This is a genomic window from Methylobacterium sp. CCH5-D2 (assembly GCF_001556475.1).
Taxonomy (GTDB): domain Bacteria; phylum Pseudomonadota; class Alphaproteobacteria; order Rhizobiales; family Beijerinckiaceae; genus Methylobacterium; species Methylobacterium hispanicum.
This window is the reverse complement of record NZ_LSIX01000721.1, coordinates 1-20,415: the sequence shown is the minus strand read 5'-3', so window position 1 is coordinate 20,415 and position 20,415 is coordinate 1. Positions and strand designations below refer to the sequence as shown.

Sequence of the window (20,415 nt, the reverse complement as noted above, 5' to 3'; positions counted from 1 at the left end):
CTCCCGACCCGGCCTTACGGCCGGCCCACCCTCCCCCGCAGAGGGGGGAGGGAGATGGGGAGGGCGCGCCCGTCATGCGGCTTCCCGTGGCAGCAGTTCCGCGACGTCGCGCATCTCCAGCCGGTCGCGGTGCTTGGCGAGCACCGGGCCGCCCGCCTCGTGCAGCTCCCGCCACTGGATCCCGGCCCCATCCGAAAAGATCACCTCGCCGTCGATGCGCATCGGCGCCGCCGCCGCGATCCCGGCGAGGCCGGCGAGGAAGCCAGCGGGCAGGTCTGCGACCGGCCAGAGCAGGTCGAGGTCGGAGGCGGGGGAGAGGTAGGCGAGCCCGGTCAGCGCCTGCCAGAGCAGGGCCCCGAACGGGCGCGGGACGATGCCGTGCGCCGCGCCGAGCGCGAGCAGCGCGTCGATCGTCGGCCGCCACGCCTCCGGGGCCGTCGCGCGCGCCTGCGCCAGGGTCGGCGCGGGCAGCGGGGTCAGCGCCGCGGACGGCAGGGCGAGGCCGATCCGGCGCTTGCCCGCCGCGGGCGGCAGCGGCAGGCCGAGGGGCACACGGGCGCGATCCTCGCCCGGCGCGTAGCGGCGCACGATCAGCGGGCGGCCTCGGACGGCCCAGTCGGCCACGAGCGGCGCGCCGTCGAGGTCCGGCCGCCGCGCGACGAAGTCCGCGAAGGCCTGCGCCTCGGCCCGGACGAGGTCGTGGCGCCGCAGGTCGTCAGCCACGCCGGGCCTCGGCGGCGACCGCGGCGGCGACGGCCTGCGCCACCGGCCGGCCGCCGCGCTCGGCGCCGAGTCGGTCGCGGACGTCCTCCGCGGGGAGCCCGGCGATCAGGTCGCGGACCTGCGCGTCGAGCGGCCGGGCGGGGTCGAGCACCGCGTGGACCGCGCCCGTCGCCACCATGTTGTCGAGCCCCGGCGCGAAGACCGGCGTCGACTTCGCCATCTCCTCGAGCCGCTCCAGCGGCAGCTTGGTGACGCGGGCGACCGAGGGCAGGTCCATCACGCTGGGGTTGGCGCCGGGCAGCGCCGCCAGCACCCGCGTGGCCAGCGCCGTCGCGATGAAGGCGCCCGCCGCCGAGTGGCCGTAGATCAGGCCGACGGTCGGGTGGCCGGCGCGGTCGGCGAGCAACAGCGCCTTGGCGAGATGGGCCAGGCACTCGTTGAGGCCGAGCAACTCGTCGCGCCGGCTCATGCGCTGGCTGTCGGAATCGACCAGCACGAGGATCGGCACCCTGTCGCCCGCCCGCACCGCGTCGAGCACGGCGCGCGACAGGGCGAGCGCGCCCTCGACGCCGAGCGGGGTGTCCCCGTCGATCCCGATCACCGCGGCCTCGGCCCCGTCGAAGGGCGCACGTCCGGTGACGAGCCCGTCCGCCACCCGGACGGCGTGGCCCTCGGGAAAGAGCGAGGCAAGGATCTCAGCGAGCGTCATGGTGCGCCTCCGCCACCCGGGCGACGGTCTCGTCGAAGGAGGCCGTGGTCATGGCTGGCACCGCGTCCGGATCGTTGACGCCCATCCGCGCCCAGATCTCGGTGGCGTCGCGGCAATCGCCGAAGCGGGCGATGCGCGCCTCCAGGCGGGCCTGCTCGGCCTCCAGCGTGGCGAGATCGAAGGCGGGCGCGCGGCCGATCAGGTCGAGGGCGGCGGCCCGGAAGGCCGCCACCGTGTCGGCCGCGAAGGCGTCGGCGCCGCCGATGAGCCGGCGGTGCTTGCCTCCCATGGTGCGCCAGACCAGCGCGCGGTCGCGGGAATCGAACTCCTCGGCGCCCTGGTTGGTCTCGATCACCTCCGGCCCCGAGACCGAGATGCGCCCGCCCTCGGAGACGGCGAGCCGCGAGCAGGCGCCCGCGATGAGGCCGCCGCCGCCGTAAGCTCCCGCCCGGCCGCCGATCAGGCCGATCACCGGCACGCCCGCGGCGCGCAGCTCCGCGATCGCCCGCATCGCCTCGGCGATCGCGGTCTCGCCCGCGTTGGCCTCCTGCAGGCGCACGCCGCCGGTATCGAACAGGATCAGCACGGCGGCGGGCCGCAGATCGCGCGCGGCCCGCAGGAGACCGATCAGCTTGGCGCCGTGCACCTCGCCGAAGGCCCCGCCCATGAAGCGGCCCTCCTGCGCTGCGACGAGCACGGGCTTGCCGTCGAGCCGGGCGCGTCCCACCACGATGCCGTCGTCGAAGGCGCGCGGCAGGTCGAAGAGCGGCAGGTGCGGACTCATCCGCCGCTCGGTCGGCGGCAGGAACTCGTGGAACGTTCCCGGATCGGCGAGCGCCGCGACGCGCTGGCGGGCGGTGGCCTCGTACCAGCTCAGCGCCCGCGGGTCGGTGCCCGCGGCCATGGGTGCGGCCATGGCTCAGGCCTCCATCAGGCGGGCGCCCTGAAGCAGGCGCAGGGACACGGTGTCGGGGCGGGCGCCCCCGTCGTTGATGCTGATGCGGAGGCCGCCGGGCTGCGCGCGGGCGACGAAATCGGCCACCACGGCCTCCCAGACCGGGCCGTAGCCCGCGATCGGCGTCTCGATCGCGACCTCGCAGGCATCCGGCGGCAGCACCCGCTCCAGCAGGATCTCGAGGTTGCCGGAGGCGACCACGCCCGTGATCGCGCTCGGCGCCGTGCCGCCGAGCGGCTTCTCGGTGGTGTGGCGGAAGGTCAGGGATTCCATGGCGGCCTCACCAGTTCCGGAACTTGGCCGGCGGCTCGTAGAGCCCGCCCGACCAGTGCACGAGGTCTTTGATCGACTTGGCGGCGAGCAGCGCCCGGTCGGCGTCGAGCGGCTCGATGCCGAGATCCTCCGGCCGGCGCACGATGCCGCGGGCGCGCAATTCCTCGACCTTGGCCCGGTCGCGCCCGCGCCCGATCTCGGTGTAGCCGGCCACGCCCCGGATCGCCTGCTCGCGCTCGTCGGCGTCCCGGCAGAGCAGCAGGTTGGCGATGCCCTCCTCGGTGACGATGTGCGTGACATCGTCGCCGTAGATCATCACGGGGGCGAGCTCGAGCCCGGTCTTCCTGGCCAGTTCCAGCGCGTCGAGGCGCTCGACGAAGGTCGGCACCAGCTTGTCGCCGAAGGTCTCCACGAGCTGCACCACCAGCTTCCTCCCGCGCATCAGCATCGGATCGCCGACGCCTTGCGCCTCGTGCCCCGCCTTCATCCAGGTGTCGGAGGGGTGGCGCCGCCCGTGCGGGTCCGAGCCCATGTTGGGCGCGCCGCCGAAGCCCGCCACGCGGTCGCGCGTCACGGTCGAGGAATGGCCCGCGAGGTCGATCTGCAGGGTCGAGCCGATGAACAGGTCGCAGGCGTAGAGCCCCGCCGTCTGGCAGAAGGCGCGGTTGGAGCGCAAGCTACCGTCCCGGCCCGTGAAGAAGACGTCCGGCCGCTCGCGGATGTAGCGGTCCATGCCGACTTCCGAGCCGAAGCAGTGCACCTGTTGCACCCAGCCCGCCTCGATCGCCGGGATCAGCGTCGGGTGCGGGTTGAGCGCCCAGTGCGTGGCGATCCTGCCCTTCAGCCCCAGCCGCTCGCCGTAGGTCGGCAGCAGCAACTCGATCGCCGCGGTGCCGAAGCCGATGCCGTGGTTGAGGCGGCGGATGCCGTACTCCGCGTAGATGCCCTTGATCGCCATCATGGCCATCAGGACCTGCGTCTCGGTCATCGCGGCCGGATCGCGGGTGAAGAGCGGCTCGACGTAGAAGGGCTTGTCCGCCGCGACCACGAAGTCGATCCGGTCGCCCGGGATGTCGACGCGCGGCACGCGCTCGACGATCTCGTTCACCTGCGCGATCACCACGCCGTTCTTGAAGGCGGTGGCCTCCACCACGGTCGGCGTGTCCTCGGTGTTCGGGCCCGTGTAGAGGTTGCCCTCCCGGTCGGCCGAGACGCCCGCGATCAGCGCCACGTTCGGCGTCAGGTCCATGAAGTAGCGGGCGAACAGCTCCAGGTAGGTGTGCACCGCCCCGAGCGCGATCTGCCCGCCGTAGAGCATCCGGGCGATGCGCCCGCCCTGGGGACCCGAGTACGAGTAGTCGAGCCGCCGCGCGATGCCGGTCTCGAACACGTCGAGATGCTCGGGCAGCACGATGCCCGACTGCACCATGTGCAGGTCGTGGACCTTACCCGGGTCGCAGGCGGCGAGCGCGCGGGCGAGGCAGTCGGCCTGCTTCTGGTTGTCGCCCTCCAGGCAGACCCGGTCGCCGGGGCGCAGCACCGCCTCGAGCAGCGCGACCGCCCGCGTCGCCGGAACGACCTTGCCGTCCGCGTAGGCTCGCCCGGCCGCGATGCGCTCGTCGGGGAGCCTCGCCTCGCTGCGCCAGTCCGTCATCGCTGCCCACCCCGATCTCGCATTCACAACGTGCCTAATCCGGTACTCGTGCATTCACAAGGCATCGATTTGGCGATATCGGTATCCCACGCAAGCGCGGCGTCAAGAGGCTGCGCGTGTTCGGACCGCGGGAGGGTGTCATGGAGAGTGCCGGCGCCGAGGAGCGCGAACTCCTCTCCGACCGTATCCGGAACGCGCTCACCGACGCGATCGTCTCCGGCGCCCTCGCGGCCGGCACCGCGCTCGACGAGCAGGAGCTGGCCGACCGCTTCGGCGCCTCCCGCACCCCCGTGCGCGACGCCCTGCGCCAGCTCGCCTTCAACGGGCTCGTCGAGGTGCGCCCGCGCAAAGGCGCGGTGGTGACGCGCATGACCTCGGAGCGCATCACCGAGATGTTCGAGACCACCGCCGAGATCGAGGCCATGTGCGCGCGGCTGGCCACCTACCGGATGACGCTTCTGGAGCGCGGCCGGCTGATGGAGCTGCAGGAGCGCGCCGCCGGGATGATCGCGCGCGGCGACCTCGACGCCTACGACGCCCACAACCTCGTCTTCCACGAGACGCTCTATGGAGCGACCCACAACGGCTTCATGGGCGAGCAGGCATTGGCCCTGCGCACCCGCCTCGTCGCCTTCCGCCGGACGCAGCTGCGCCAGGACGCCCGCATGGCGCGCTCGCACGCCGAGCACGGCGAGATCCTGGCCGCCATGGCCGAGGGCGACGGCGAGGCCGCGGCCCGCCGCATGCGCGCGCACATGCTCAACGCGGCCAACGCGCTCGCCCGCTGGATCGCCGAGCATTGAGCGGCGGACCGGCGCGGTTTCCCTCGGCCCGCCATCCGCTCTAAACCCATCCGGCCAACGCAAGACGCTACGGGTCTCGATCGCCGATGAGCGCGCATGCTCCTCTACCGCCGGCCCGTCCCGCGCCGGACGCCCTCGCCGCCGTCCTCGCCGGACTGCAGGAGCGCTTCGGCACGCGCCTCTCGACCTCCGAGACCCTGCGGGCGCAGCACGCCAGCACGCTCACCTGGGCTCCGAGCCAGCCGCCGGACGCCGTGGTCTTCCCGCACACCACCGCGGAGGTGCAGGCGGTGGTCCGCCTCTGCGCCGGGCACCGGGTGCCGGTGATCCCGTTCGGCACCGGCTCGTCGCTGGAGGGCCACGTCAACGCGCCCTACGGCGGGATCAGCGTCGATCTCTCAGGGATGAACCGGATCCTCGCCGTCCACGCCGAGGATCTCGACTGCGTGGTCGAGGCGGGGCTCACCCGCAAGGCGCTGAACCTGCACCTGCGCGACCAGGGCCTGTTCTTCCCGATCGACCCGGGCGCCGACGCCTCCTTCGGCGGCATGGCCTCCACGCGGGCCTCCGGCACCAACGCGGTCCGCTACGGCACGATGCGCGACGCGGTGCTGGCCCTCACCGCCGTGCTGCCCAACGGGGAGATCGTCCGCACGGGCAGCCGCGCCCGGAAATCGGCCGCGGGCTACGACCTCACCCGCCTGCTCGTCGGCGCCGAGGGCACGCTCGGCCTCATCACGGAGCTGACCCTGCGGCTCAGCGGCATCCCGGAGGCGACGGCAGCCGGGCACTGCTCCTTCCCGAGCGTGAAGGCGGCCTGCGACGCCACCATCCTGACGATCCAGTCCGGCCTGCCCGTCGCCCGGATCGAGCTGCTCGACGCGGTGCAGGTGCACGCCAGCAATGCCTACTCGAAGCTCGACCTCCCCGAGACGCCGCTGCTGCTGGTCGAGTTCCACGGCACCGCGGCCTCGGTGCACGAGCAGGCCGAGCGCTTCGGCGAGATCGCCGCCGGCGAGGGCGGCGGCGCCTTCGCTTGGGCGACCGAGGCCGAGGCGCGCAGCCGTCTCTGGCAGGCGCGCCACGACGCCTACTGGGCGGCGCTCGGACTGCGGCCCGGCGCGCGGGCGGTCGCCACCGACGTCTGCGTGCCGATCTCGCGCCTCGCCGATTGCGTCGCCGAGACCCAGCGCGACATCGCCGGGAGCGGCCTCCTCGCCCCGATCGTCGGCCATGTCGGCGACGGCAACTTCCACGCCCAGCTCCTCGTCGACGTGGACGACGCCGACGAGGTCGCGCGCGCCACCGGCTTCATCGACCGCCTCGTCGCGCGCGCGCTGGCGATGGAGGGCACCTGCACCGGCGAGCACGGCGTCGGCCAGAAGAAGATGCGCTTCCTCGAGGCCGAGCACGGCGCGGAGGCCCTCGCCGCCATGCGCGCCCTGAAGCGGGCCCTCGACCCGCTCGGGATCATGAACCCGGGCAAGATGCTGGAGGCCTGACGGGCCCGGTGGGCCGGCGCTGCCGGAGGCCAGGGCTCCGCCCTGGACCCGCGAAAGGTCTCGACCTTTCGAAACCCCGACCCGGCGGCCTTCGGCACCGCTCGCCGCAACCAACCGGCCGTGCGCGACATTCCGCGCCGGTGGACCGCACTGCGAGGAGGCGACGTGCCCGGCTGGATCGAGAGCGCCCTGTGGTGGCACGTCTACCCGCTCGGCTTCGTCGGCGCCCCGCGCGCGGCGCGGGACGAGGCCGGGCCGGTGCACAGGCTGGGTCGCCTCGAGGCTTGGCTCGACTACGCCGCCGAGATGGGGGCGACCGGTCTCGCCCTCGGGCCGATCTTCGCCGCCGCGACCCACGGCTACGACACCCTCGACCACTTCCGCATCGACCCGCGCCTCGGGAACGAGGGCGATTTCGACGCGCTTGTCGCGGCGGCCCGCGCCCGGGGGCTGCGCCTGCTGCTCGACGGGGTGTTCAACCATGTGGGCCGCGATTTCCCGGCCTTCGCCGAGGTGCTGCGTTCGGGCCCGGACGCGCCCCGGGCGGGCTGGTTCCGCCTGTCCTGGCCGCGCGGGCCGGGGCTTGAGCCGGACTACGCCTGCTTCGAGGGGCACCGGCACTTGGTCACCCTGAACCACGACGCGCCGGAGGTCGCCGCCTATGTCGAGCGGGTGATGACGCACTGGCTGGCGCGGGGCGCCGACGGCTGGCGTCTCGACGCGGCCTACGCGGTGCCGCCCGCCTTCTGGGCCCGGGTCCTGCCGCGAGTGCGTGCCGCCCATCCGGAGGCCTACTTCGTGGGCGAGGTGATCCACGGCGACTACGCGGGCTTCGTGGCGGCGAGCGGCCTCGACGCCGTGACCCAGTACGAGCTCTGGAAGGCGATCTGGAGCGCGCTGAACGACCGCAACCTCTACGAGCTGGCCCACGCCCTGGAGCGCCATGATGGCTTCCTCGACCGCTTCGTGCCCCTGACCTTCCTGGGCAACCATGACGTCACCCGGATCGCGAGCCGGCTCGCCGACCCGCGCCACCTGGGCGCGGCGCTCGCGGTGCTGCTCACCTGCGGCGGCACGCCCGCGATCTACGCGGGCGACGAGCAGGGGTTTCGCGGGGTGAAGGAGGAGCGCGAAGGGGGCGACGACGCGGTCCGGCCGGAATTCCCGGCGACGCCCGCCGGCCTCCCGGCGGAGGGCTGGCCGACCTACCGCCTGCACCGGGACCTGGCCGGGCTGCGCCGCGCCCATCCCTGGCTGCACCGGGCGCGCATCCGGATCGACCATCTGGCCAACCGGCAGATGGTGGCCCGGCCGCACGCGGACGGGCACGCGCTCCTGCTCGCGCTCAACCTCGACGACGCACCGGCCGCCCTGCCTTCCCCGCGGGGGCGGGCCGTCGAGGCGGGGACCGGGCAGGTGATCGATCCCGGCGCGGCCGGCGCGCGCATCCTGGTTCCGCCCCATGCCTGGGCGGTGCTCTCCTGCGCCTGAACCGGCCGGAGCGGGCGGCCCGCGGCTCAGTCGTTCGCGCCGAGGCTCTCGATCAGGTGGTTGAGGTCGGTGCGCAGCGCCCGCACTTCCGGCTCGCTCAGGGCGAGCTGGCACATCACGCTCTCCCGCACGCGCACGGCCTCGCCCCGCAGGCCGCGCCCCTCCGCGGTGAGCGCGATCTCGACCTCGCGCTCGTCCGACTGGCGCCGGCTGCGCAGCAGGAAGCCGGCCCCTTCCAGGCGCTTCAGCACCGGGGTCAGCGTACCGGAATCGAGCCGCAGGCGCCGCCCGATCTCCGAGACGGTGACGCGGTCCTGCTCCCACAGGACGAGCAGGACGAGATATTGCGGATAGGTCAGCCCGATGCGATCGAGGAGCGGCCTGTAGGCCTTCGTCATGCGGTGGGCGGCCGCGTAGAGCGCGTAGCAGAGCTGGTTGTCGAGCAGCAGCGGATCGCGCGCCGGATCCGCCTCCTCCCGTCTGTCGTCGACAAGAACCATCAGACTCGCTCGCAACCGTTCCGGCAACGCATCTGGCCGGATGCCCTCTCCCCTACGATACCCGAGGATGCGCCCTGCGCCAGAGCCGAAATTTCCCCACCCGTATCGAAGGATAGATCGTCCGCGGTTTCAAGAGCCGCCTCGCCCGCGGCCCCAGGGGATCCCGGTCCGGTCCCTGCGCCGGAGGCTCCGTTCGCCCGCGGGCGGGCCCGGCTCTGGTCGGCGCCGTCCGCGCGGAACCGATGAAGCGGCCCCTGCCGCACCACCGAAACCGGACCGTCGGCATCGGCGAGAAAAGGACTTGCCAAGCCGGAAACGACCCCTTAGACACCCGCTCACGGACGGGGCGGCGCCGCTGCCAGCCCGGTCCGACAGGCGCCCGTAGCTCAGCTGGATAGAGCACCAGACTACGAATCTGGGGGTCAGAGGTTCGAATCCTTTCGGGCGCGCCATCACTACGCTAAGCCATTGCTTGGCCTGAAATTCCCCTTAAATCAGTGCCTTAAGCAGCCGCCGGTCCTGCAATCCGGTGATGCAAAATGCTATGGCACGCATGGCCTACCGAACCACGGATCGGAACGGGACGCTCTACTTCCGCCGGGTCATTCCCGCCGAGCTGCGCCCCTTCATGCCCGCCCCTTGGACGGGTAAGGCGAACTGGACGAAGAGTCTCCGGACCAAGGAAGCGCGGAAGGCGGTCCAGCCCTACGCTCGCTGCCTGAGCGACTGTGAGGCGGACTTCGTGGCGGCCGAGCGGGCAAAGCGCGGCGAAGCACCGATGGCCGCCCCTCTGCGCCGGTCCGCCATGCCGTCTGTCGAGGAGATCGAGGCGGACGTGTTTGCCGCGCTTCTGGCCGCCGACGATGCGGCGCGAACCGATGGCGACGCCCGCAAGCAGCTTCAGACCGCCGAGGCGAGAGCGGAGTTGCCGCACCTGAGGGCCATCGCGCTCGACGGCCGATGGATGGAAGAGGACTTCTTCGAGGGCTACGGCGAGGAGCTGGAACTGCTGCACGGCGATTATGCCAGGGCACTCGCACGCCAGAACCCTCAGGTCGTGGATGCGGAGTGCCGAGCCTTCCTACGCCACCGCGGCATCCCGATCGAGCCGGACTCGGGCGACTACCGCGAGGCAGCCATGGCGATCTTGCGAGCCCATGTGCGTGCCTACGAGGCGAAGCTGGAGCGTCAACTCGGCAAGGCCATCGCCACCCCCGCGCCGAGCCGCAGGAGGGGGCCAACGTTGTCCGAAGCCTATGCCGCATGGAAGACCGGGAGTGGCGCTCGGGGCAGCAAGAAGCCGGGCGAGCGGACGCTGCTTGAGGCCGACTACGCGGTGCGGCGCCTCACGGAGTGGCACGGGGATATCCGGCTGGGCGACCTCACGCGGGAGAAGGCGCGGGACTTCAGGGACAATCTCGCCCGGGTGCCCACACGGTTGCCCGGCGACCTGAAGCGACTACCGATGCGCGACCTCCTCAAGCGAGACCTCAGCGCCTACGCCCCGCAGCACGCGGCCACGATCAACAAGACCCTCAACATCCTCGCCGCCATCGCCAACCACGCGGAGGCGGCCGGGAGCCTGGACGGTGTGCCGGACTTCAAGAACCCCTTCGGCAAGGGCACCAAGTTGGTGGTGGATGCGAGGGTGGAGGAGAAGCGGCAACCGTTCAGCGCCGCGGACCTCACGGCCATCTTCACCACGGGGGTCTTCCGGAGCGGGGAGCGCCCGCGAGGCGGCGGCGGCGAGGCGGCCTTCTGGCTCCCGGTTCTTGCGCTGCTGTCTGGCGCCCGCCAAGGCGAGCTGGCGCAGCTTCGCCTTACGGACCTGTCTCAGGATCGGGAGACGGGGGTCTGGTATCTCGATATCAGCACGGCGGGCGGCCGGAGCATCAAGACCGCCTCCTCCCGCCGGAAGATCCCGCTGCATCCTGAGCTGGAGCGCATTGGCCTCCTTCGCTACCGGCAAGCCCTTCTGGACGGCGGGGCCAAGCCCGAGGCCTCCCTGTGGCCGAACGTCGAGGCGGACAAGGAGGGGCGGCAGAACGGGCCATGGTCGAAGTGGTTCAACCGATACCTGCGCGACAAGGCAGGCATCGAGGATCGCACCAAGGTGTTCCACTCCTTCCGGCACAGCTTCAAGGAGCTGGCGCGGGCGGCACGCCTCGGGGAGGACGTGCACGATGCGCTCACCGGGCACACAGGCGGAGGCCTCGGCCGGAGGTACGGCGGGTTCGGCTTGAAGGTGCTCGCGGAGGAGTTGGCGCGGATCGAGGCGCCGGACGCTGTGCGGAGCTTGAGGTGGGAGGAGCGGTGACATGCATAACGACCTGCCTTCGAGTAGCGCAGGTGGAGGATTCCGCTAAGAGGACCGCGTACGCTCTCCTATCCGCAAACAGAGGTGAACTTCGCTCTTGTCGTATATGCGCAGGTAGGTACAACTGCGGCTGGCTGGGCAATAAGGCGGCGGGCAACGGTCGCAGGCCGGGGGGCAAGTGATCACCATCCAGCATACCCAAGAGTGCCTCTCCCTCGCCTATGTCCATGCAATTGCGGGTAGAGCAGGCGCTAATTTGCTGGTGGGCCGTGTGCACGACTACGGAGTCGATGGCTCGTTCAGGCACGTCGAAATCTTCGATAATGGCCGGAGAGTCGAATCCGGAACCGCAGTAGATTTTCAATTAAAGGCGACCACGCGGTGGTCTGCCAATGAAACTGAGATCATTTATGATCTCGAAGCTAAAACATTTAATGATTTTATCAGGCGTAGATCACGCGCCATACCATTCATTCTCATTGTTCTCTGTCTGCACTCGAAAATGGATCAGTGGCTGACCACTACCGAAGACGATCTCGTTCTTCGACAGTGCTGCTATTGGTTCAAGCCGACTGGTGCTATAACTTTGAATCCTACAACCATAAGGATCAAAGTGCCGCGAGTAAATATTTTTACAGCAGAACGACTCGCGACGATCTTGGAGGAAGAGGCTGCGGCTGAGTTGGAGCTGGAACCATGAGCAACAGCTTTACCTCTGCGACTCCGGCAACATCCATTGGCTACCTCCGGCGTTATTTGGCGGCCTATGGGTGGAAGAGGAAGTCGCTGAAAAGATCCGATCTAGAGCTATTTGTACTAGCTAGCGGCGATCGACAAGAGCTTAAAATCGTTCTTCCAACTGATAATCATGATCCAGACATCGCTCGCCGCGTCGAGTTCGCTCTACGTACGCTTGCTGGCGTCGAAGATCGAGATACGAATCAGATTTCCGAAAGCGTTCAACTTATCGCAACCGACCTTTTAAAGGCCAGCCTTCCAGATCATATGGTTTGGCACGGAAGTAGCATAAAGCTTAGGGTAGCTGAAAACTTCCTGCGGACTTCCCGGCGACTGCTTACTGCGGCAGCTGCGATGGAAATCGAACCAAATCCCTTTCAAGTCGCGTTGCCTAGCGAAAGCGAGGAATACGCTCATCGCTGCAGGCTAGGGCATACCTTTGAGGGTAGCTTTGGCTTTCGCATCGAATCCCCGGTAGGGCCGCATCCTGACAGGAGCTTGCCGGACGAAGACATTCATCCTCCGCCCTTCGAACGCATGGTTATGAAACGCCTGATTCGAGGCTTCAGAACCATAGCAAAAGCCAGTGCCACAGGGGAGCCTGAAGCTATCTCGCGCAATTTTGGGTTCGGATTTAATGCCGATATGTGCGACGAGCTAGTACGCATGATTGAATCTACAGACGCAAATATAATCAGCTTTGGCTTCGAGCTTTCGCCCGAGTGGAAGACAACGGACGACGTTTCCAAAAGCGAACAAATCAAGATATCGAGTGAAGCAGTAGGCGTTATAAAATTCGCAGCATCGTCTCTGCGCGTTCAAAAACCTAATCGTCGCCAGAGAATACAAGGCAGGGTAGTTAGGCTTAGCACTAGGGAAAATCCAGCCGACCTATTCAGCAGCTCAGGATCGCGCGAAATTGCTGTTAGCTGGGAAAGCGAGGAACTGGGTGATATTTCCGTCACGCTACGCCTTCCACCGCAAGAGTACCGAGAAGCGGTCGATGCGCATACGAGCTTCCGACAGATCGCAGTGAGCGGGATTCTCGACAGGTTGGGACGAAGGTGGGTTTTGAACGATTTGGCAGATTTCGAAGTTCTACCGACTGACAAAGACAAGCACGCCTAATAAATGTGGGCACTCGCTGAGCCTAATGATACATCGTTCCCCTAGAGTGGCCGGTCGTGGACTGACAATCGCTGGAGCGATTTTGCTGTTGGCTGTACTTGCAGAAGCGGCGGCCAGCACCGCAAGGCATTGCATGTCGCGATCTTTGAAGAACTTACTAGCAGAGAGTTATGAACCTGCTGATAAAATCTCATCACTCGCAGATCAATACTGCTCCGCGCTGCACGCCGAACGCCCGGCCAACCTCTTTCAGACTATCTGCGCCGATCCCGTGGTCCCGGCTTCAAAGGTCCTCTCTACCGTCTATCTAGTAGCGCTCGCTGCTGCGGCTCATGTCCCTCGCAACGTAGTCACCGGAGTAGGAGTGCTGGCCAAACACCAGCCATCCGAGCCCGAAGCCGACAGCGCCAGCGACAAGCAGGCCGGTCATGGTTCCACTGTCCACGTTGCCAACCGCTCGGCTGCCTTTTCGGAGGTAGCGTGAGCCATACTCCGAGGCGCTGTCCCAAGTGTCTGATGCCCGTTCGGTCGCTCCGCGCAAGGTTTGCCGCGCCTGATCTGTTGCCCCGCCCGCACCACTCGATGAGCCGCCACCGCTGCGGCCTGATGCTGGCCCACCATCGGACCTGCCAAGCGGATCTTGTGAGCTAACGTCTGCCATGGTCCGCACTCCCTCTTGCTCGCAAGGCCGACCGAGAGCCGGACCCAAGGCGTCGTGCGATCGGCTTGCTCCAGGGCCAACTCACCTGCCCGGCGAGGTATCCAGCTGGTGCGGGCTGCGCCCGTGCGGTCTCGCTTCGCTCCCCTCTGATACCTCTGCCCTTCGGGCGTGCGCCTTCGGCGGTTGAGACCCACTTCGCTATCCACTGCCATGCAGGCCGAGCGGGTGCCCTCAGCGCCAATTACGCGGGAACAGATAGCGTACCGCAGGTGCTCACCATGCCACCCGCGATGTGCTGCCGCCGAGCTGGTTAGCAGACCCCCTTCATCACCTCCTCATCCAAGGCGGCCCTGAGGTCACTGCACCGGATAGATTGGCTCACCTCCGCCCAACAGTCCTTATGTGGTCCTCTAGGTCCGCCCTGAAGTCGGCCTTGATGTTCCCTGGTATTGGTGCCTGAAGTGACCGAGATGGTCCCTACCTGAAGCGTTGGTGCACAAAGGTAGGGGCTACTTCATGCCCTCCCTGATGTCGGCCTTGGGTCGGCTTCAGGCGAACTGGTGATGAGGCGAGACCACTACCGCCACCATCCACCGAGAGGCGCCTCAAGGGCCTTCCGCCCAGTTCTGCCATAGCGACCGATGCGGCGAGGGCAGCCACTGAGGCCCACCCCCCGGTATCCTTTATGTGGGCCATAACTTTAGTAGAGCGATTTCAAGAGGATGGGCAGGCGGTAGCCGGTTATTGCCTCCGCTGCATCGCCCATGATGGTAGTAGCTTGGTGAGCCTGTGATTGCGCAACCATGAGTCCGTCGTGCATCGGTATCGCTGGTATCCTTTTTTCGGCCAGGGTGAGGAGCGCCGCTATGAGGATCTGGGACTCGATGAACATGAGCCGGAGCCCGATGCCCGTTTCGAAGATTCCCGCTAGGGCCGGGTGGCCGGCAAGAATGGCTCCCCTAAGCTGAAGCCCAGAGATGTTTGGCGGCAGCTCGCCTCTGGTGCCTCTAGGAGCCCGCGTGAGGGGCGAAGTCCGAAAGAGCATGGCGAGGGCCGCCTTCTTCACTCCTGGCCGCCAGCGCGGCTCTGAGAGCCCCGGAATGACAGCGTAGAGGTCGCCTTCCGGCGGCGGCTGGCCAGCCTCCAGGTAGGCAAGGCGGAGGAACATGCTGGCGAAATCTAGGTCTGCTACTGGCTCACCCATGATGCGGATACCGCGGCGCTGAGCCTTGGGCAGGTTCTGCCACCACCCGAATAGCCGGCCGCCGAGGTCGAACCGCTCCGTTCCCTCCGGGGCATCTGGCGGAAGGTTGAAGTGGCGGCGGAGAAAGGGGAGACCGCACTGGATAGATTGGCCTTGGGCATCCTCCAAGCGAATGTCCGCGTCGCCCAGGAAGGCGTTGATGATCCCCACCTCAGCCCTGAAGCGCCCCGTCACGGAGGCTTCTTGGTACTCGATGAGTTCGCGGCCTTCCTCCCGACCCGCGAAGTCCCGTTCCACCCGGCTGAGGAACACTGTCTCTCGCCCTGGTATCTGGCCGAAGTCGCGCTTGCTGATGCGAGAGCGGTGCAAGTCATCGGCAAACGAGCCCGCGGCCGTGATGGTGCTGGCTACGCGCTTCGTGGTGGACCGCTCCAGCCGAAGGATTCCATAGGCTGCCAACAGTTCCAGAATTTCAGGAAGGCGCCGAAAGCCCGACCGCTCATATCGGGAAGTCCGCTGCTTGGCTGCCCGAAGACTCACCCCGATGGTCGGGGCCTCCATGGCAGCGGCAAAGGCGAGGTTGGCGAGGATTGCTCTGACGATGTTATCCCGGTTCTGCCGGTCTGCCGGACGGAGGCGGCGCTGACGGTCATGCTCCACCGCCCTGCCCCAGTTGAGAATGAGGTCTCCTGCAATTGTCTCCAGGTGAGGATCGCTGCACGAAAGCCAGGCGTCAAACATGATGTTGCGCAGAGGATTAGTTGCACGCGCAGGGCGGCTCTGAGCCCTCTCGACAGGACGATATGCCTCAACCTGTGCTGCCCGCATTGCTGTAACAGTATCACACATCTGCGCGTGACCCCTCACAGTCCGCGGGCTGCAGCGAGCTTCCGACGCCATGCCGGCTGCCACCCAGGCACCTGTGAAGGGTGCGGGCCATGCTTCTCCCGCTTGAGTCGGCGAATGGTGTCACGCTCTCGGCTGGTGATGAGGTCGCAAATTTCCTCAGCCGCCTCGCCCATCACCCGGAGCACCCGGCCCGAGGATTTCGGGTAGACGTGCATCTCGGCCGGCGCGATGGTGCCGTTAGGGAGCGGGAAGTCCCATCTTCGATGGGTCCCGGACGCCAATCGGTGCATGGCCTTGGCGGTCTGCACGATGCGGAACTCGCAGATTCGGTGGCTGTCCGCGTCATCCTCTACGAGGGCCGCCACTCCGAGGTGGATGGCCAGCAGGCGCTCCGGCTTCACGCCGGCCTCACGGAGCCGCGCGAATGCGACCTTAGCCCGGTACTTCGCCGAGCGCCGCTTCAGGTTCATCACTGGATCTACCGGCCCTGCGCCGTCGAGGAGACCCCGCAGCGACAGTAGAACGAGGGAGAGGATTGGGTCTGCGCGGTGCTGTCTGATCCATGCCAACGCGGTCTTCACGTAAGGACTCAGCTCAGTGGCGCGGATGGCCGGGGCGACGGGTGAGCCGAACCGAGCCTTGCGCTGCCCATGATAGGTGCAGAAGTTCCCGTTCAGGCCAGTGCCCGCGGCACGGCGGGTTGGCCGCCCGCAGCCCATCACCGTGCACTTCTCGAAGAAGTCCTGCTTGGGCGAGGCGACGCGGTGCGCAATCTCGGCCCTGCGCTTGCGGGAATCGGAGTGGCTGGTCATCAGGCTGCCGGCCATCAGTAGCCCGCGGTGCCCAGGAGCAATTCGTCGTGCAGGAGGAACAGCGCGTGCAGGTTACGCTCGTAGGCGTGCACGTCGGCAGCGGCCCGGTGCGCCAGCTCTACCGAATGGCGAGTGGCCACCTCGCGGGCATCCTTAGTGGGCTTGCCGGCGCCTTGCAGACTCAGAAGGCTCGGCCGGAGGTCGCCCGTGTCCTCACCCATGCGCACGCTCTGGTGCGGTCCCGCAGCAAGCACGATCCGCGACACCGGCATCGTGTCCTTGGGATGATCCGCGAAAGTAAGCTTCGGGTAGATCCTCCCCGCCGGGTCGCGCGATGAGCTGTTCCGGTTTGTCGTGATGCTGTTCCCAAAGCGCGTCAGCTCGAACAGGATGCCGGCGCTGGGGACATGCAACGTCATGACGACGGGCTTGATGGCGCCCACGCGGACCACGAACGCATCGTCCTCTAGCGGCAAGTCTGGTGCGATGACGGCGCTCCCTTTCGCCCAGTCAGGCGCGATGCTGAAGGCGTTCTGGCGGTCTACCAGTAGGCGTTCAGGCGTTAGGAGAGGTGACACAAAAAATAAGGTCTCGGCCACTTCAGGCTTCCTTTCAGATTAAAATTACAACGCGCAGCCTGGCCACAGATACTAAGTATACCTCAGCACCGAATCAGCACGCCAAAGGCCGCGCGTGGTCGTTTTGGGAGCCACTATGCTCCGAACGCCAGGTCCTACGGGGTTAATGCTGGATAGAGAGTGACGACAGCCGGTGCGACGGCCTCTGTTGCTTACAGATGCGAGAGCACATCTTGTTCGTCAATAGGGGGCGAGAAGCTCCGTTTTGGCCAGAGAGTACTCCCGCCAGCAACAATGTCCTTCCTGAGGACATTTGAATTGAATAGGCTCAATGACTTCGCACTGAGGATTTTCCTACTTCCGCAGTTGGGGCCGCTCCAAGCTGCGCCAGCGGATCCAAAAATGGCCGTTGCCTGCGACACCCTGCCACACAGTCGGCAGTTTACGACCCATCCCTCAAATCTGGAGCATGGTCGCTCCCGATGTTCGCGCGTAACGTCACCCGGGCTAAGGCCCACTCAGTACCGCTCGCCCACGTATTTGCCGGCGGCGTCGAAGCTCATGGACCGCTCATAGCCGAAGGCGTTCCAGAACCGATCACACGCAACCCTGACAGAGCCCGCCTCACCGCCGTCGCCGTCCACTCTCCGCCCTTGAGCGGCGTCGGCTGGCCCAACTCGTTAAGTCGCTTTGCCAGACTGGTGTTTGCCGGTGCAGCTGTGGCTCAATCTACTGTGGCGCCGGCTCCAGCTACGGCGGCCAATGCCGCTCTAGATCAAGGTCGGATTGCGGAGTGGACGTTCTGCTCTAGGTTGAGACCCTGCTGTTCAGCCTGAGACCCACAACATGATCTTCGTGGCAGACGCAACCGGGCTTTGCGTTCACATCGGCGACGAGTGGACAGCGCTGACAGGCCAGCCGGTCGCGGAAGGCCTCGGGCATGGTTGGGTATCACGGGTTCATCCTGAAGACCGCGGTATCGTGCTGGATATCGTGAAGGCTGCGGCCCGCACAGCCAGCGAGTTCAGCGTCAGGTACCGCATTCTGCGACCCGAAAATAAGCCATGCTGGGTTGCGGCCGGCTGTGTTCCCTCGATCGGGTTCCCCGAGGGGAAGTTCATCGGCTATCTCGGCTCACTGGTGAAACTGGCCGAGGACAGCACTGCGGGAATAACAGCTTACGGCCATGTCGGCCGCTTCACCCCTCCGCCGGCCCATGGCCTGACTGCGCCGCAAGACAAACTAGACCGGATAGCCGATCACCTAATCATGGCGCACTCCCTGATCGAGAGCGATGGCGCCAAGGCTGCCCTGCCAGGGCTGCGGATGGCGCTGTTTGAAGTGGGCCGCGCCTTGGCAGCCCGGGACAGGACCCAACCGATCCTCAACTAAGTGGGTACGCCGGGTTTCGACTTGGCCGGGCGGCGTCCATGCGGCCATACCGGTATGAACGGATCATTCTAGCGACTCCCAAGAGTGGCTATGATCCCCGGCCAATCGGAGATGAAGACCCTAAGCTTATGACCAGCGAGGCCAACATGCGCCTTCACAATGAGGCATCGGCCGCAGTCGTCCGGATCGCCAAGATATTAGGCGTGCCAACCTCCGCGTTCGATGACCCATTGGATAAGGCGAGCGCAGAGATCCAAGAGGTTTTGGCCATCTTTGCCAACCTGCGATGCCCTAATGCTCGTCAACGCTGCCTGGAATACCTGAGAGCAGAGGCGAAGCGACACGAGATGAGGCCATTTGGCTAGTGCTGCGCGGCTGCCGCCGTGAACCCTCGCGCCGTCCCGCACGTTCGGCATCGTACCAATCGCGAGGTTTTACTATGCGCTCAGTTCTGCTTGCCCTACCGCTAGCCGTGGCGTTTGCCGGTGCGGCTGTGGCTCAGTCTGCTGTGACGCCCGCTCCAGGCGCTCCCGCTCCGGGCGCTCCTGGCGTAGCGGCGCCGCTCACCGGTGCGACCGGCTCTCCGGCCGCAGGCAGCTATTCCCCGACCGGCCGTCCTGCCGACTCGATCTCCAACGACTCTTCCGCGGCCGGCAACGCAGGACAGCCTTCGCGCGTGGCGCCTCAGGGTGGTGGTGGTAGCAGCCGTTGATAGGTGTTGCCCCTCAGGTATACCAGCAGCGGTTGTGGTGGGTTAGGTTGACCGCAGTTCGGTAATCGAGACCCCGGACCACCTGAGCGGCGCGGCCTTCATGGGTTCGCGCCGTTTCCTTTCGCGGGTGCCTCAGGCATTCCATCTCGCTAACGCCGCCGCAGCCTCCTCAGGGTTGGCCGCGATGCGATAGACAGTCTGCCGCGTCACGCCAGTTGCCTGCGCCGTAGCAGTCACTGATTTGCCCTGGGCGAGGAGCTGTTGCACGACCTCAAGCTGCGCCACGTTGTAGCTCGGCTTGCGGCCCCGGTAGGCGTCCTCGCGGCCCTTAGCGTGCTCGATGCCGGCCTTCTGTGCTTCCTTGGTCGCCTCCGCTTGGGCCTGCGCCGTGGCTGCCATGAAGCCGATCAGCGCATCTCGCACGGCCTGCTGCATTGGGTCTGACGTAGCGCCATCAAAGGTGAGGTTGTTGATGACGGTGCGGACGATCACGCCCCGCCGCATCAACTCCCGGATGGTGTCACACACGTCCCCGTAGTTGCGCCCGAGGCGGTCCACCCAGCGCACCACTAGCGTATCCCCGCGGCGGAGCATGTCGAACAGCCTACGGCCCTGCAGGCGGTCTCGGAGGGCGGTGGTGAGGCCCGAGGCCCCCTCGTCCGCCACCACCTCGTCTACCTTGAAGCCTGCTCCTTCCGCCTGCTTGCGCTGATGGGCGAGGGTCTGCTCCGCTGTCGAGACGCGGGCGTAGAGGATGGTCTGAGACAAAGCGTTCGTCCGAATGGGTGCTGTCCATTAGAACGGCCGTCCGCAAGCCGAAGTCAACCCTTACGGACGTGCTTTCGGACAGCTTGGCGCCTGTCCACTGCGGTATACCTTTGTGGACGGTAGGCATTTGTTAGGCAAACCAGACGGCGGCGAGAATGACGAGCCAAGGCGAGACCACCAAGCGCTTCAGCCAAGCCGCCATTGAGGCTGCCAACCGGGCCGAGGCCACGGCACTCCTCATCAGGTGCGGCTTCCGCGTCTACCGGCCCGAAGCCGACATTGAGGGTGAGGACCTAGTGCTCCGCCAGCCAGCCGGAATGCTGATCCCCGTGCAGCTCAAGCCCCGGATCTACGTGGACGGACAGCGATATAGCGGCTTGGGCTTATTCATGCTCTTTCCGCTCGGCCCCTTCACACCAGCAGCACCGCGCCCGTGGTTTCTGACCCCGCACGATCCCCTGTATGCCGAGGTCGAGAAGCGCCATGGGCACACGCCGAAGTGGACTGGCCGTTGGCATAGCGCCTACCCCGGCAGCGCACTGCGGGAGTATCTTGCGCCGTTCGAGGTCACCCCGCCGGCCGAACCTGAAGCGCCTGAGCCTGCCTAGCCCACGGGCCGGAGCACCGTGATCACCCACCCCCGGCC

General features: G+C 67.1%; 19 protein-coding genes and 1 tRNA gene. 10 read left to right on the top strand and 10 right to left on the bottom strand.

Annotated elements, in window-relative coordinates; genetic code table 11:
• Positions 1-72 precede the first annotated feature (72 nt).
• Genes mdcG through mdcA form a run of 5 tightly spaced genes read right to left on the bottom strand, consistent with a single transcriptional unit; the run spans position 73 to position 4,314 of the window.
• A complete protein-coding gene (gene mdcG, locus AX737_RS19060; RefSeq protein ID WP_066924151.1) occupies positions 73-723 on the bottom strand; it encodes a malonate decarboxylase holo-[acyl-carrier-protein] synthase in 651 nt (216 codons plus the stop codon).
• Entirely contained in the window at positions 716-1,432 is a 717-nt protein-coding gene (gene mdcE / locus AX737_RS19055) for a biotin-independent malonate decarboxylase subunit gamma (RefSeq protein WP_066924149.1), read from the bottom strand. The genes mdcG and mdcE overlap by 8 nt, the downstream gene beginning before the upstream one ends.
• The gene (locus AX737_RS19050; protein WP_066924146.1) at positions 1,419-2,348 is read right to left on the bottom strand and encodes a biotin-independent malonate decarboxylase subunit beta; all 930 of its coding nucleotides are present in this window, start codon (positions 2,346-2,348) and stop codon (positions 1,419-1,421) included. The genes mdcE and AX737_RS19050 overlap by 14 nt, the downstream gene beginning before the upstream one ends.
• 3 nt (positions 2,349-2,351) lie before the next feature.
• Complete coding sequence (gene mdcC / locus AX737_RS19045; RefSeq protein WP_066924144.1) at positions 2,352-2,660, bottom strand: malonate decarboxylase acyl carrier protein; 309 nt, start codon at positions 2,658-2,660, stop codon at positions 2,352-2,354.
• 7 nt (positions 2,661-2,667) lie between these two features.
• Positions 2,668-4,314 carry a malonate decarboxylase subunit alpha gene (gene mdcA / locus AX737_RS19040; RefSeq protein WP_066924142.1) on the bottom strand — a complete coding sequence of 549 codons (1,647 nt, stop codon included), beginning with the start codon at positions 4,312-4,314 and terminating at the stop codon, positions 2,668-2,670.
• A 140-nt stretch (positions 4,315-4,454) separates the two neighbouring features.
• On the opposite strand from mdcA, the gene AX737_RS19035 reads away from it, so the two are divergent.
• The 3 genes from AX737_RS19035 to AX737_RS19025 all read left to right on the top strand — a co-directional run bounded on the left by AX737_RS19035 (position 4,455) and on the right by AX737_RS19025 (position 8,110).
• Positions 4,455-5,117, top strand: a complete 663-nt coding sequence (locus AX737_RS19035; RefSeq protein ID WP_066924140.1) for a GntR family transcriptional regulator — start codon at positions 4,455-4,457, stop codon at positions 5,115-5,117.
• Between the two features lie 86 nt (positions 5,118-5,203).
• Positions 5,204-6,619 (top strand): FAD-linked oxidase C-terminal domain-containing protein, encoded by a 1,416-nt coding sequence (locus tag AX737_RS19030; RefSeq protein ID WP_066924138.1) that lies wholly within the window; start codon positions 5,204-5,206, stop codon positions 6,617-6,619.
• Between the two features lie 165 nt (positions 6,620-6,784).
• Positions 6,785-8,110, top strand: coding sequence for an alpha-amylase family protein (locus AX737_RS19025; protein WP_066924137.1), 1,326 nt, complete (start codon positions 6,785-6,787; stop codon positions 8,108-8,110).
• A 26-nt stretch (positions 8,111-8,136) separates the two neighbouring features.
• Here AX737_RS19025 and AX737_RS19020 read toward each other — a convergent pair whose 3' ends face one another.
• Positions 8,137-8,610: a MarR family transcriptional regulator gene (locus AX737_RS19020; RefSeq protein ID WP_066924134.1), complete on the bottom strand. Its 474-nt coding sequence runs from the start codon at positions 8,608-8,610 to the stop codon at positions 8,137-8,139.
• A gap of 375 nt (positions 8,611-8,985) precedes the next feature.
• On the opposite strand from AX737_RS19020, the gene AX737_RS19015 reads away from it, so the two are divergent.
• The 5 genes from AX737_RS19015 to AX737_RS34605 all read left to right on the top strand — a co-directional run bounded on the left by AX737_RS19015 (position 8,986) and on the right by AX737_RS34605 (position 13,277).
• A tRNA-Arg gene (locus AX737_RS19015) sits at positions 8,986-9,062 on the top strand.
• A gap of 290 nt (positions 9,063-9,352) precedes the next feature.
• Positions 9,353-10,927: a site-specific integrase gene (locus AX737_RS19010; protein ID WP_156453837.1), complete on the top strand. Its 1,575-nt coding sequence runs from the start codon at positions 9,353-9,355 to the stop codon at positions 10,925-10,927.
• 178 nt (positions 10,928-11,105) lie between these two features.
• Positions 11,106-11,627: a DUF4365 domain-containing protein gene (locus tag AX737_RS32260; RefSeq protein ID WP_082773145.1), complete on the top strand. Its 522-nt coding sequence runs from the start codon at positions 11,106-11,108 to the stop codon at positions 11,625-11,627.
• Complete coding sequence (locus AX737_RS33450) at positions 11,624-12,793, top strand: hypothetical protein (RefSeq protein WP_156453836.1); 1,170 nt, start codon at positions 11,624-11,626, stop codon at positions 12,791-12,793. Before AX737_RS32260 ends, AX737_RS33450 begins: the two co-directional genes overlap by 4 nt.
• Before the next feature lie 88 nt (positions 12,794-12,881).
• The gene (locus tag AX737_RS34605; protein WP_197430632.1) at positions 12,882-13,277 is read left to right on the top strand and encodes a hypothetical protein; all 396 of its coding nucleotides are present in this window, start codon (positions 12,882-12,884) and stop codon (positions 13,275-13,277) included.
• Positions 13,278-14,154: 877 nt separating this feature from the next.
• Here AX737_RS34605 and AX737_RS19005 read toward each other — a convergent pair.
• The 3 genes from AX737_RS19005 to AX737_RS18995 all read right to left on the bottom strand — a co-directional run bounded on the left by AX737_RS19005 (position 14,155) and on the right by AX737_RS18995 (position 16,918).
• A complete protein-coding gene (locus AX737_RS19005) occupies positions 14,155-15,399 on the bottom strand; it encodes a hypothetical protein (protein ID WP_156453835.1) in 1,245 nt (414 codons plus the stop codon).
• 122 nt (positions 15,400-15,521) lie between these two features.
• Positions 15,522-16,334, bottom strand: coding sequence for a hypothetical protein (locus AX737_RS36050; protein ID WP_238229312.1), 813 nt, complete (start codon positions 16,332-16,334; stop codon positions 15,522-15,524).
• The gene (locus AX737_RS18995) at positions 16,334-16,918 is read right to left on the bottom strand and encodes a hypothetical protein (RefSeq protein ID WP_066924129.1); all 585 of its coding nucleotides are present in this window, start codon (positions 16,916-16,918) and stop codon (positions 16,334-16,336) included. The genes AX737_RS36050 and AX737_RS18995 overlap by 1 nt, the downstream gene beginning before the upstream one ends.
• Positions 16,919-17,743: 825 nt before the next feature.
• Here AX737_RS18995 and AX737_RS32255 point away from each other — a divergent pair.
• Complete coding sequence (locus AX737_RS32255) at positions 17,744-18,289, top strand: PAS domain-containing protein (RefSeq protein ID WP_082773144.1); 546 nt, start codon at positions 17,744-17,746, stop codon at positions 18,287-18,289.
• Positions 18,290-19,133: 844 nt separating this feature from the next.
• Here AX737_RS32255 and AX737_RS18990 read toward each other — a convergent pair.
• The gene (locus AX737_RS18990) at positions 19,134-19,769 is read right to left on the bottom strand and encodes a recombinase family protein (RefSeq protein ID WP_066924127.1); all 636 of its coding nucleotides are present in this window, start codon (positions 19,767-19,769) and stop codon (positions 19,134-19,136) included.
• 155 nt (positions 19,770-19,924) lie between these two features.
• Here AX737_RS18990 and AX737_RS18985 point away from each other — a divergent pair, with 155 nt between their 5' ends.
• The gene (locus AX737_RS18985) at positions 19,925-20,377 is read left to right on the top strand and encodes a hypothetical protein (RefSeq protein WP_066924125.1); all 453 of its coding nucleotides are present in this window, start codon (positions 19,925-19,927) and stop codon (positions 20,375-20,377) included.
• Positions 20,378-20,415 lie beyond the last annotated feature (38 nt).

Excerpts from the sequence above, each read along its gene's own strand:
- AX737_RS19020 (WP_066924134.1), bottom strand. The coding sequence starts at position 8,610 with ATGGTTCTTGTCGACGACAGACGGGAGGAGGCGGATCCGGCGCGCGAT.
- AX737_RS33450 (WP_156453836.1), top strand. The coding sequence starts at position 11,624 with ATGAGCAACAGCTTTACCTCTGCGACTCCGGCAACATCCATTGGCTAC.
- AX737_RS19035 (WP_066924140.1), top strand. The coding sequence starts at position 4,455 with ATGGAGAGTGCCGGCGCCGAGGAGCGCGAACTCCTCTCCGACCGTATC.
- mdcC (WP_066924144.1), bottom strand. The coding sequence starts at position 2,660 with ATGGAATCCCTGACCTTCCGCCACACCACCGAGAAGCCGCTCGGCGGC.
- AX737_RS19050 (WP_066924146.1), bottom strand. The coding sequence starts at position 2,348 with ATGGCCGCACCCATGGCCGCGGGCACCGACCCGCGGGCGCTGAGCTGG.
- AX737_RS19005 (WP_156453835.1), bottom strand. The coding sequence starts at position 15,399 with ATGTTTGACGCCTGGCTTTCGTGCAGCGATCCTCACCTGGAGACAATT.
- AX737_RS18985 (WP_066924125.1), top strand. The coding sequence starts at position 19,925 with ATGACGAGCCAAGGCGAGACCACCAAGCGCTTCAGCCAAGCCGCCATT.
- AX737_RS19030 (WP_066924138.1), top strand. The coding sequence starts at position 5,204 with ATGAGCGCGCATGCTCCTCTACCGCCGGCCCGTCCCGCGCCGGACGCC.
- mdcA (WP_066924142.1), bottom strand. The coding sequence starts at position 4,314 with ATGACGGACTGGCGCAGCGAGGCGAGGCTCCCCGACGAGCGCATCGCG.
- AX737_RS32255 (WP_082773144.1), top strand. The coding sequence starts at position 17,744 with ATGATCTTCGTGGCAGACGCAACCGGGCTTTGCGTTCACATCGGCGAC.
- mdcE (WP_066924149.1), bottom strand. The coding sequence starts at position 1,432 with ATGACGCTCGCTGAGATCCTTGCCTCGCTCTTTCCCGAGGGCCACGCC.
- AX737_RS36050 (WP_238229312.1), bottom strand. The coding sequence starts at position 16,334 with ATGGCCGGCAGCCTGATGACCAGCCACTCCGATTCCCGCAAGCGCAGG.